The following is a 13,197-nucleotide window of genomic DNA, read 5'->3' on the forward strand; positions in this document are numbered from 1 at the left end:
ACATCACCTTGTTTGAACTTTAATTTGGCATTAGGATGATCTTTCCCTCCGTTTTCAACAATATAATTATGCAACCCGATGCCTTTGGTCGCATTGGCAGTTAAGGATGTCAAACGGTTTCCTCTATTGATATCGCACATTACAGCCATTGGTCCAAGACCATGTGTTGGATAAACGTCACCGTTTCTTAATAATGAATGTTGGGTTCGCCATTTGGATTCTGAAATCCCTTTATCGCCAAATTCAACACCTTTTCCATAAGCCGTTTTACCATCATTGAATTTTACGCCACGCAAATCGTGCTGATAGCCACATCTAAAGTGGACCAACTCACCAAAAACATCTTGTTTTACCATGTTCAATACGGCAAGAACATCGCGACGGTAGTTCACATTTTCAAGAATCATAAGATGCGATCCTGTTTGCTCATGCGTATTGACCAAGTCCCAGCACTCTTCCAAAGTGTTGGCTGCCGAAACTTCCAGACCGGTATATTTTCCAGCTTTCATAGAATCGACGGCCATTTTTGTGTGCCACAACCAAGGTGTAGAAATGACCACTGCATCAACCTCTTTCATGTTTAGAAGATTCAGATAATCTTGATCTGATTTATCAAAAATCTTAGGCTTGGCAAAACCTGCATCTTTTATCATTTTTGATGCCACTTCAATTCTCGCAGGATCAACATCGCAAATCGCAACAATTTCTACATCCTTTCTAAGTAATGCATTATTCAAATGGTTACAACCTCTTAGACCAACGCCTATAAAAGCTAATCTTAATTTCTGCTTGGATGACCCTAATATCGTACCAAACGACATATTAGGAAGCATTACCAATCCGGCTCCTGCCAATGCTGTCTTCTTGACAAAATCTCTTCTCGAACTCATACGTTATGTAATAGTTAATTTTTCGTTAATAAATCTTCATCCCAAATATGAAAATTACACCCTGAAAAAAGGTAGAAAATTTGGTCGTTTAGAGGACATTCATAGCTGTTGATGAAAAATTACTCCTTTTTGACTAATTATTTTCCATCAATAATACAATCTCTTTTAGGGCAATAATCCACTCAAGTTTTTTATTAATACCTTTACCGAAATATCAAAAAGATGTTTAAAAACTATACCGAATCTTAATCGTATAGCCTTCCAAATAAAAATTGATTTATGTACAGATTGAGGAATTCCATTAATGCCGTTTGCTTTTTTATTACACTCACAACATCCTTATGGGCACAACATCATGTCAATTTCACCCAATTATCGCCTTCCTTAAATAATAAAGCAATTAACGTCAGCAAAACCATACAAGATGCCTCTGGAAACATTTGGATGGTACAAGGTGGCGACGTTTATATGTATGATGGTTACAGCTACAAAATGATTGATAATCCAGTTATATTTCCAAAATCTGAACAACACGAATCCATAAAACAGATTTTAATTGATGATTTTAAGAATATCTGGCTACTTTCCGATGCTGGATCCTTAACTCAATATAATCATACAAAAGGCTCATTTGAAGATATCACAACACTTTTAAAAAACAAAAAAGTAAGTGCCATCACCTCAAAAAACAAGGCACTTTGGTTAGCTACATCAAAAGGCAGTATACTTATGTATGCACAATCAAAAATGGATAGCATTACCACTATTCCCAAATTGAACAACAGCTCAAAAGGCATTACGGATATTGCGGTAAGCCCCAATCAAGATGTTTTTTTAGGAACTAACGACGGCAATGTCATTTCATATTCTATGGCATCAAATACCATTTTGGATATCGCTGCCCCCTTTAACAACTATCCAGAAAGTTTAAGATTGCTTGCAGATAACTTCAACAGACTTTGGATAGGTACTGAAACCAAAGGGCTGTTTTTGTATGACATTAAAACCAAACAATTTATTCAAGATGCATTCTTTAAAGGAAACACCCATAATATCAAAAATGAATTGTTCTTAAACCTTTACTGTGATAGCAATGGTTTTTTGTGGGCCGGCACCGACGGCGGTGGGCTATATAAAGTACATCTAACCACTGGTGAAGTATTTTTATTTACCAAACAAATCAACAACAGCTCCTCGTTAAGCAGCAATACGATTGTGCATGTTAATGAAGACAACCACAACAACATCTGGATTGTACCCAATTATGGCAATTTGAATATTTTACCAAATGCCGATAACAGCATCAATTACCACGAAGGTTCAGAAAGCGGAACACCCAATAGAATTTTAAGTGCTTACCGAAGTTCTGACAATGTATTATGGGTAGGAACGGACGGTTCCGGACTTACTAAAATCAATTTTAACGATGATGGCACCACCCGTGAAAAACAATTTTTTAATGATGCGACGACCAATAAAGGATTTTATATCCAAACCATTGCCGAAGACCATAAAGGCAACATGTGGTTTGGCTCTTATAAAAACGGACTATGGCATTATGATTCCAAAACCGAAGTGTTTAAAAAAATACCGGTTTCAAATGCCAAAGGTCAACAAGCATCCGATGTTAGAACGCTTTACAAAGATAGCAAAGGACGCATCTGGGTAGGGTCCAATACCTGCCTGAATATCTATTCCGACACACTCGAACTTTTAGCTTCTTTTGAATATAATAGGGACGATTTAAAAGGGATCATTGCAGAAAGTATTCTCGAAACACAAAACGGTGCGCTTTGGCTGGGCATCTACGAGGGTGGCTTATTTCAGTTCAATGAAAACCACAATAATTTAAAAGCTTCAACATTCATTGACCGCTCCATCCTCAACGAAAACCTAGATCGCATAAAAAGTGCTAAATACATTTCAGAAGGCACATACCATAGTTTATGGGTAATCAACGATAATGGAAAACTACTAAAATACGACACAAAAAATCATAATTTTTCGTCATTCGAACATGTTTCCAGTTTATCAAATCGATCTTTGGCTGCCGTGATCAATACCGGAAATGATAATTTATGGATCAGTTCCTCCAACGGCATCATTAATTACGATACCCAAGATTCCATCCTAAAAACCTATTATATAACAGATGGCCTTCAAGACAATATGTTTTTATCAAGAAGCGCTTATAAGGACCATAATGGAATGTTGTATTTTGGTGGAACAAAAGGCCTTAACTATTTTTATCCAAAAGATCTTTTTAAAAGGGAATCAAAACCAACCCTACAAATAAGTGCTATTGAAGTACTTAACCAGCCCGCTGAAGTTTTATTGCCCGAACAGATAAGCAATAGTATAACTAACGTGACCAACTTGCATTTAAAATACAACCAATCGTCCTTTTCTTTCCGGTTTGTAGCATTAGATAATATTTTATATCCCAAACATATTTACTCTTACCGCCTCAAAGGTTTTGATAAAGACTGGATAAACAGTCACACAGAGCGCTCTGCTACGTACACCAATATCCCTGCGGGTACTTATACTTTTGAGGTAAAAGCAGGCACAAAAGATAATGTTTGGGACATTCCGGCCAAAAGTATTACCATAGTCATTGAGCAACCATTTTGGAACAAACCATTGGCATGGTTGGTTTATATCACTTTTATAGCCCTATTAATTTATGTTGCAAGACGCTGGTATGGCTTAAAAAAGAAATTGTTTGTTGAAAAAGTAAACCATCAGAAACAAAATGAACTGCACGATTTGAAAATGAACTTTTTTGCAAAAATGTCACATGAAATCCAAACGCCCCTCACCCTGATTTTGGGCCCCATTCAAGACATGATCCACAATGCGGAAAAGAACGGGAATCTACTTTTAAAACAGCGGCTCAATATCATTGCCTACAACACTAAACGACTTTCTAAAATAGCCTATGAACTAACTTTGGTAAGAAACAAGGAGCTGGACCAACTAAAACTAGTTGTCACCAAAAACAATCTGTCCAAAAACATTGATGACATCGCCCAATCATTCAAGGAATTAGCACGACTCAAAAGAATTGACTTCACTATTAATGTGCCACAAAATGGAATTGAAGCTTGGTATGACAAAGAAAAAATAGAACATATTATTTATAACCTTCTTTCAAATGCTTTCAAATTTACTCCAAAAGAAGGTCATGTAGTTTTGACCATTACGCCTATCAACGGCACACGAATCATCAAAATTGCTGTGGCCGATTCAGGCTCCGGAATTCCAAAAGACGAACTGACCAAAATTTTCGAACTGTTTTACCAAGCCAAAAGCACCAAGAAAAATAAAGGAACAGGCATTGGACTGGCATTAACCAAAGAGTTGATCGATTTACACAAAGGAAAAATTGAAGTAGAATCATCGGTTACGGATGGCACCACATTTACCATCACTTTTCCAATCCATGAAGAAGCCTATACCGATGAAGAAAAAATCATGGCAGATTATGAAGACGAGCCGATCCAAATACATTCGCCGCATAACCCACAATTGTATGATACCATAACAACCAGCATTCTGAAAAAAACCATCCTCATTGTGGAAGACACCATGGAGTTGCAACTGTTTTTAAAGGAACTCTTGCAAGAGCGCTATAACATCATCTTAGCCGAAAATGGAAATGAAGGCTATCAGTATGCAAAAAACAACATCCCCGATCTTATTTTGAGCGATATTATGATGCCCGAACTTGATGGCATCCAAATGTCAAAACAATTGCAGGACAACCCACTTACTAAACACATTCCAATTATATTATTGACCGCAAAAAACTCAACCAATTCCAAGATAGAAGGTTTAAAATCGGGCGCTATTGAGTATATCAACAAACCCTTTAACACCAATGAGTTATTGCTTAAAATTCAAAACATCCTCATTGCCAAAGACCATATCATCTCTAAATACCGAAAAGAGATTATTGCAAATCCAGAATTCCCCGAAGAGAAATCTCAAGACGAAATATTCCTTGAAAACTTGGTTGCCAATATTAACCTACGCATGGAAAATGCCGATTTTAAAATGGAAGAACTGGCCATACCTTTAAATATGAGCTATTCCAGTTTATACAGAAAATGCCAAGCCTTAACCGGGCAAAGTTTGGTAGATTTTGTACGTTCATTACGTTTAAAGAAAGCTGCTGTCTTAATTGTAAAACAAGGGTATTCCATTTCAGAAACGGCTTTTATGACCGGTTTTAATGATCCTAAATATTTCTCAAAATGCTTTAAAAAGCAATTTAAAAAGAACCCCATGAATTTCAGGGATGAAGCCCATAAAATTGGAATCGATGCCTATTTGAAAAAACATGACGTCGGCACGTTTTTATAGCGACGCTAACTTTTAGGCATTATATTATTGTCAATCTATACACATTGGTTTGTCGTTTTATAAAACCCAACTTTTGATACAACTTATTGGCAGCAACACGGTCAGGACTAGACGTCAAATTGATACTTGTAATGTTTTGGTCTTTGACATATGCCACGGCAAATTGGATCAGTGCTTCGCCAACACCTTTGCCTCTTGCGGAGCTATCCACCACAACATCCTCTATCCAAACTTTATTGCCTGTAGGAATTTTATTAAGCACCAATGTCAAAGTTCCCAATAGTTCATTATGTTCTTCGGCCATAAAAAGTATGGTATGATTGGAATCTACAATAGCTTGTAAATCTTCCTTTGAAGGCAATGTACAATCAGGAGCAAGTTGCGGAACCAACTTCTCAAAAGCATGTACAACTTCGTCTGTTACTGTGATAAGTTTATAAATTTTCATACCAACAAAAATAAGGATTTATTTACTTGTATTTTTTTCAATATTGATTCTGAAACCCCATACACCTCAAAAGCAGGTAACTGTCTAAAATAGATCACAAATTCCATTGTAAAATATCCAAAACAACCTAAAGATTACCGAAATTAGCACCAGCACTCCAAAAAAACCACTATGTCTAAATCACTTCTGTTTTTATTTATAATCATCAATTATTTCACTGGCATTGCGCAATCAGAAATCACCGAAAACGAACTCAAAGACCACATTTTATTTTTGGCCTCCGAGAAAAATGCAGGTCGATATCCTGGCACAAAAGGCAATCGGGATGTTGTAAAATACATCATCAAAGATTTCAAAAAACAAGGTCTTCTGCCTTTAGGAAAAAGCTACCAACAGAAATTTAAAGCCCGCTTGCGTGTGGATAAAGGCGAAGCCGAAAAACCTTTAGCAAAAACCTCAAATGTTGTGGCGTATCTGGAAGGCAATGACCCAAGTTTAAAAAACGAATACATCATTCTGGGCGCACATTACGACCATTTGGGAATGGGCGGTCCGTCATCAAAATCAGATGAAAGAAATACCATTTATTATGGTGCCGATGACAATGCCAGTGGCACGGCCGCACTTTTGGAAATTGCCGAAAAAGTAGCCGCCAATAAACACAACTTAAAACGCAGTGTTATTTTTATTGCTTTTGGTGCCGAAGAACAAGGGTTATTGGGAAGCCAATATTTTATAGACCAGCCCTTGGTTCCGTTATCGCAAATTAAATTGATGATCAATATGGATATGGTAGGCCGGCTAAACGATGAAAAACACGTATATATGGGTGGTGCCGGAACTTTCCCCGATGGTGTCGCTTTTATGCAAAACTTAGGCCAATCGCTAAACTTAACGCCAATAGTCCATGCAGGATCAGTAGGCGGTTCGGACCATGTGTCGTTTTATAAAGCCCGATTATCGGTTTTGGGCATTCATACGGGCGGACATCCACAATATCACAGACCGGAAGATACTGCCGATTTAATAAACATTCCCGGCGAAAAACAAGTTAGCGACTATATTTATGCGGCTTTAATGCATTTTGCTGCAACCGATTATAAGTTTAAATTTATACCACAAGATTAAAAAACAATGATCATCTTTAACCCTACATCACAATCACACTATTTTCATCTAAACCATAATAAATGAGACTTATATCTATGGCTTTAATAGCACTCATCACCTTCACGAATTGCGAAGAAAACACCCGATCCTTTTCAGCATCCGAAATCGCAGTTCTTCCAAAACCAACCACTTTAGAATTAAATGAAGGTTCTTTTGCCATTAAAGACGGACAACAGATTTTCGCCGATCTAAAAGAACAGCAAAATGCCGCGACCGATCTTCAAGCTTATATTTCAAAAACCACCGATTTTAAATCCTCCTTAGTTAAAAGTTATGGCGCATCCATCAGTTTTGAACAAAACGAAGATTTGGGCCCAGAAGCGTATGAATTGATCGTTTCACCAAAAAAGATAAGCATCTTGGCCAATGATGCCGCAGGTTATTTTTACGGCGTACAAACTTTAAAACAATTAGTTTCTGCTGAAACTGCAGAAAATTCCCAAGCCATCACTTATTTGGTTCCATCCGTCCGTATCCAAGACCAGCCACGTTTTAAATGGCGTGCGTTTTTATTGGATGATGCGCGCTATTTTCATGGCGAAGCCTTTGCGAATCAAATGATCGATCAAATGGCATTGTTAAAAATGAACACTTTGCAATGGCATTTAACCGATGATGCCGGATGGCGCATTGAAATCAAAAAATACCCATTACTCACCGAAGTTGGCGGTTTTCGTGCCGATAGCGAAATTGGCACGTGGAAAAGCGGAAAAAGATCGGGCGAGCCACATGGCGGATTTTACACCCAAGAACAGATAAAGGACATTGTGGCCTATGCCGCTGCACGCAACATTACGGTCGTCCCAGAATTTGAAATGCCATGCCAGCGCTGCCATTGCGGCCTATACGTGGTTGGGAACTGCTGGTGTGGATATTGAAGTCCCTGCGGTATTTGGTCGTTTGTATGACAATTATGATGTGACCAAACCCGAAGTCATCACTTTTATAAAAGATGTTTTAACTGAACTATTTGCATTATTTCCGACTGAAGTGATCCATATTGGCGGTGATGAAGTGGGCTATGACGTTTGGGAGAATACGCCTTCTGTACAAGCTTATATGAAAGCGCATAACATCAAAACACCAGCCGATCTACAAATCGATTTTACCAATAACATCTCAAAATTCATTGCCGATCATGGGCGCCGTATGATGGGCTGGAACGAGATTTTAGGCAAAAACATCCATAAAGATTTTGAAGAAAAGAAAGACGACCAAGAAGCAGAAACCGAATTGGCAAAAAACGCGATCATCCAATTTTGGAAAGGTGATTTGGAATTGTTGGCCAACGCTGCCCAAAATGGCTACGATATTGTCAATTCATTGCATAGCAGCACCTATTTGGATTATAGTTACACCTCCATTCCATTGGAAAAAGCGTATCATTTTAATCCTATTCCCGAAGGATTGGACCTACAATACCATAAAAACATTTACGGCTTAGGCTGCCAAATGTGGAGCGAATGGACCCCGACCAACGCCGATGTGGAGCGTCAAACGTTCCCTCGGATAGCCGCTTACGCCGAAGTAGGCTGGACGCAACTTGAAAACAAAGATTACGAAAGTTTTAAAATAGCTCTCAAAAAGATGGTGAAGCATTGGGAGGACTTGGGGATTAATTACTATAAGGATTATGATAAGCTTTGATTATTGGAAACAAATTGAATCCCGATAGCTATCGGGAGAAATTGAAGTCGAATCCGAATAACTAAGAAGGCCATAAACTAGAAACCTGAAACTAGAAATAAATCAGCGCTAATCAGTAAAATCAGCGTCATCAGTGTTCCAGAAGTTGAAATTAAATCAAGACAACAAGGAGAAACTTGAAACCCGAAACTTGAAACTAGAAACCCGAAACAACCAACAAACCATCTCAAATGAAACAATTACTCAAATCCCTTCTCATCTTTGCCATGCTATTCACATTGGCATGTCAAGAGGAAACCAACCACTTTACCGTCGCCCAAACCTATGACGAGCCCCAAGATCCCGCACCAAGCATGGATCAAGATTGGTCGGCTGTTCCTGAAGGCTTACAAGCCTCCGTAACCTCAACCGACATTCGTTTTGTGCGTAGTGAAATCCCTAAAATCAATCACCAATCCACCTGGGAAGGTGCCGCTTGGAAAGGCGAACGCACCTCAGCGCAATTGGTATTATGGAGCAAGGACTCCCTAACCGAAGTGAACACTAAAATCTCCGATTTCAAATCGGATAATGGCAACAGCCTTCCTGCTTCTATCGCCGCTATCCATTTTGTAAAATACGTCATCACTGATGTGTTTGGCGAAGGATGTGGTTATAGAAAACCAGAAGACTTCCCAGCCTCATTAGCCGCCGATGCATTAGATCCCGTCACCTCTTACGCCATTAAAGCACAAGAAACCCGACCTATTTGGGTGACCATCGATGTGCCGTCGGATGCGAAAGCTGGGACCTATAAAAGTACCTTTACCATCGATATCAAAGGTCAAGAAAGCCAAACCATGGCATTCTCTATCCGCGTGATCGATAAAGTATTGCCCGATGTTTCCGAATGGAAATTCCATTTGGACCTTTGGCAAAACCCTTATGCCGTGGCACGTTTCCATGAGGTTCAACCGTGGTCTGCCGAGCATTATGAACTACTCAAACCCATCATGAAACGCCTTGCCGATGCCGGACAAAAAGTAATCACCGTATCCTTGAACAAAAGACCTTGGGGCGGACAGACTTTTGATCAGTTTGAAGCGATGATCGATTGGAGAAAGAAAGCCGATGGCACGTGGACCTACGATTATACCATTTTTGACAATTGGGTACAACTCATGATGGATCTGGGTGTCAAAAACCAAATCAGCTGCTACTCGATGGTGCCATGGGGCAATGAGTTTTACTATTTTGACGAAGCCGAAAATAAAGAAGTAAAACTAGTCGCCGCTCCGGGAACCCAAGCTTATGACGACCTCTGGATTCCGTTTTTAGAGCAGTTTAAAGCCCATTTGGAACAAAAAGGCTGGAATACCATCACCCGGATTGCCATCGACGAGCGCGGGCCTGAAGAAATGAAAGCCATGCTTAAATTACTGAACGCCCATGCGCCTGAGTTTGGCGTTTCGTTTGCCGACAATCATAAAAGTTACAAACTGTATCCTAACGAACTTAAGGATATGTCCGTTGCCTTTGGACATCCAGTTGATGAAATCGATTTAACCCAAAGAAGGGAAAACGGCTATATCAGCACGCATTATGTCTGTTGCTCGGATCCTTTCCCTAATACGTTTACCTTTTCGCCACCCGCCGAAGGTGTTTTTATCGGCTGGTACAGCATTGCGGCCGATTTTGATGGTTTCCTGCGCTGGTCCTATAACAGTTGGGTGGAGCATCCTTTGGAAGATTCCCGTTTCAGGACTTGGCCGGCTGGCGATACCTATATCGTATATCCGGATAACCGAAGTTCCATTCGCTTTGAAACCTTGAGAGAAGGCATTCAAGATGCTGAAAAAATAAGGCTATTAAGAGAAGAACTCACCGAAAGAAAGCTCTTGGATGAACTGGACCATTTGGATAAAGTGGTCGCACAATTCAACGTGACCTCAAAGCCCGTCAATTTTGAAGCTATGCTTAAAGACGCCAAAAACGTCCTTAATATTTTGGCCGAACAGCTCAATTAATCATTATTCAGACTTTTTAAAAACCTCAGAAAACACATTAGTATCGTGATAAAACCATATAAACTTATAAGCCCTTACATTGTTAAGCACCTGTTATCTCTTGGATTGTTTTTATTGATGACCTGTTACAGTCTTGCACAAAACATTGCTATCAATCCAACGCCGCAAACAATTGTGATTACAGGTTATACAAACACGCCAACCCAGTTTAAATTACAGCCTAAAAACGTCGATAAAGCTACGCAACACTTATTGTCCACGTTTTTTAACGAAACCAATACGTCTAATAATGGCATTGCGGTTAGCGTAGGCGATATCCATGCTAAGTTTGATAAAAAGCTTCTCAAAAAAGTCCCTCAACATCCAGAGGGTTATTATATCAATAGCAGCTCTGATAACATTACGATTATCGGCCGTGATGCACGAGGCACCTATTACGGTGTCCAAACCTTACTCGCTTTATTGGCATCCGATCAATTTCCGCAAGGCGACATTGTAGATTATCCCAATGTCAGCGCACGAGGTGTTGTAGAAGGTTTTTATGGCACACCATGGAGCTTTGAACACCGCATGCGCCAGCTGGATTTTTACGGACAAAACAAATTGAACACCTATATTTATGGCCCCAAAAACGATCCTTACCACAGTTCGCCCAACTGGAGAGAACCGTATCCCGATGCAGAAGCTGCGCAATTAAAAAAACTCATCGACCGTGCCGAAAGCAATCACTTAGACTTTGTTTGGGCCATCCACCCCGGTCAGGACATCCAATGGAATAATGACGACCGCGCTGCCCTACTCCACAAATTTGAACTCATGTACGATTTGGGCATCCGTTCCTATGCCGTGTTTTTTGATGACATTTCAGGCGAAGGCACCAACCCCAGCCAACAAGCAGGGCTATTGAATTATTTGAACACTGCCTTTGTTAAGGTCAAAAAAGATGTCAAACCATTGATTATGTGCCCTACTGAATACAATAAAAGCTGGTCCAAACCCGACGGCGGTTATTTGGAAACCTTAGGCAAAGAGCTGGATCCTTCCATTAGGATCATGTGGACGGGCAATCGGGTGGTGTCGGATATTGACCACGAAACCATGGCGTGGATCAATGCCAAGATACAGCGCAAAGCGTTTGTATGGTGGAATTTCCCGGTTTCGGATTATGTCCGGAACCATTTGCTCATGGGCCCAACTTATGGCAACGGAACGGATATTGCCAATGACGTTTCTGGTTTTGTGTCCAACCCGATGGAACATGCCGAAGCCTCTAAAATCGCCATTTACGGGGTAGCCGATTACACCTGGAACATGGCGGCATACCAACCCGAAAACAACAGGTTGCGCGCCCTCCAAACCATTATGCCAGAAAGTTATAAGGCCTTAGAAATTTTCACTGACCATAATAGCGATCTAGGTCCGAATGGCCATCAATACCGCCGGGTCGAATCGGTAGCCTTTGCACCAAAAGCCGAAGCTTTTCTTAAAGATCTTGAAAGCGGTCAAAACATTAAAAATCTTGAAGCCATCCAAGCCGAATTCCAAGCCATGGTTGAAGCTTCGTATATTTTATTGAGCAGTACAGACAATCCAATACTTTTGGATGAAATTAGACCTTGGGTAAAACAATTCCAATTACTTGGCCAATCCGGTCTTGTTATGCTGAACATGCACGCCGCACTACAAGCCAAACAAACCGATGCTTTTGAACGCAGTTATCACGCCTTTAAAGCCATCAAAACACAAATGTATCAACTAGACCATACCGAAAACCAAAACCCTTACCAACCCGGTGTCAAAACTGCAACTTTGGTGGTGGCGCCATTAATTGAAAAGGGCTTTGCACATTTCACCAACATCTATAACCAAACCTTTAACAAGCATCTCAAAGTGGACGTCAATTATAATCCGCATCAATTATTTACCACTATTGCCCAACTTCAAAACCAACAAATCAGCTTACGAGATCGCACTTTAACGCTAAATCCGCCATTGGAAATCATCCCTTTGGCGCCACAAGCCTATTTCGGATTTGAAGTACAAGAAGGAACACACATAAAGAAAATGACATGCAAACTATCACCGACAACGGTCTATAAAGACCTAAAATTGGAAGTTTCGAATGACGGCACCCATTGGACCACCGTGGCAACAGAACCAAAATACGACGTGCTACAAGCTACCGTAAACCAAACCACAAAATTCATTAGGATTATTAATACGACTTCGGAAACTTTAGAGGTGAAGATGGAGTTATTTAAGGTGGAGGTGCGGTGATGAGGATCGGAATTGAATAGAACAATTTAACTCAATAACAAATCTTTGAGAACTAATACAAATAAGTTATATTTGAGAGGCATTGTTTCGTCTGGATATGGTTTATAGAAGCATTGATAAACATTCCAAAGCCATTAACTGTAATTGAAAATTAAAATGAAGACACTCCGTGAAATAATGCTCGCAGAGCCGCAGAGGCGCAGAGAATAATATCAATGCCATCAGTGTAATTCGTGCAATTCGTGTCCAAAAACTCCGCGCATCTCCGTGAAATAATGCTAGCCAAGCCGCAGAGGCGCAGAGAACAATATCAATGTCATCCGTGTAATTCGTGCAATTCGTGTCTAAAAAACACCATGAAATAATTAAAACAAAAAATCCTTTGGTCACA

Annotated in this window: 7 protein-coding genes and 1 pseudogene; 5 read left to right on the top strand and 3 right to left on the bottom strand. The window is 39.9% G+C overall.

Translation table 11 applies throughout. From position 1 onward, the window contains the following. Positions 1 to 890, bottom strand: an 890-nt coding sequence (locus VNJ50_RS06915) for a Gfo/Idh/MocA family protein (protein WP_325580317.1), incomplete at its 3' end; no start/stop codon positions are given. A 279-nt stretch (positions 891 to 1,169) separates the two neighbouring features. On the opposite strand from VNJ50_RS06915, the gene VNJ50_RS06920 reads away from it, so the two are divergent. Continuing rightward, positions 1,170 to 5,258 (top strand): two-component regulator propeller domain-containing protein, encoded by a 4,089-nt coding sequence (locus tag VNJ50_RS06920; protein WP_325580319.1) that lies wholly within the window; start codon positions 1,170 to 1,172, stop codon positions 5,256 to 5,258. 19 nt (positions 5,259 to 5,277) lie between these two features. Here the strand turns inward: VNJ50_RS06920 and VNJ50_RS06925 are convergent, their stop codons facing one another. Further along, on the bottom strand, positions 5,278 to 5,706 hold the full coding sequence (locus VNJ50_RS06925) for a GNAT family N-acetyltransferase (RefSeq protein ID WP_325580321.1): 429 nt from the start codon (positions 5,704 to 5,706) through the stop codon (positions 5,278 to 5,280). A 171-nt stretch (positions 5,707 to 5,877) separates the two neighbouring features. Between VNJ50_RS06925 and VNJ50_RS06930 the strand changes: the two genes are divergently transcribed. From VNJ50_RS06930 to VNJ50_RS06945, 4 genes and pseudogenes are all read left to right on the top strand, one after another. Next, positions 5,878 to 6,834, top strand: a complete 957-nt coding sequence (locus tag VNJ50_RS06930; RefSeq protein WP_325580323.1) for a M20/M25/M40 family metallo-hydrolase — start codon at positions 5,878 to 5,880, stop codon at positions 6,832 to 6,834. 77 nt (positions 6,835 to 6,911) lie between these two features. Beyond that, positions 6,912 to 8,523: pseudogene (locus VNJ50_RS06935) on the top strand (beta-N-acetylhexosaminidase). Between the two features lie 230 nt (positions 8,524 to 8,753). After that, positions 8,754 to 10,529 (top strand): DUF4091 domain-containing protein, encoded by a 1,776-nt coding sequence (locus VNJ50_RS06940; RefSeq protein ID WP_325580325.1) that lies wholly within the window; start codon positions 8,754 to 8,756, stop codon positions 10,527 to 10,529. A gap of 45 nt (positions 10,530 to 10,574) precedes the next feature. After that, entirely contained in the window at positions 10,575 to 12,806 is a 2,232-nt protein-coding gene (locus tag VNJ50_RS06945; RefSeq protein WP_325580327.1) for a beta-N-acetylglucosaminidase, read from the top strand. Between the two features lie 102 nt (positions 12,807 to 12,908). Here the strand turns inward: VNJ50_RS06945 and VNJ50_RS06950 are convergent. After that, a partial coding sequence (locus tag VNJ50_RS06950; protein ID WP_325580329.1) for a hypothetical protein occupies positions 12,909 to 13,197 on the bottom strand: 289 nt, incomplete at its 5' end.

This window comes from Gelidibacter sp. (genome assembly GCF_035577925.1).
In the GTDB taxonomy this organism is placed as follows: Bacteria; Bacteroidota; Bacteroidia; order Flavobacteriales; family Flavobacteriaceae; genus Gelidibacter.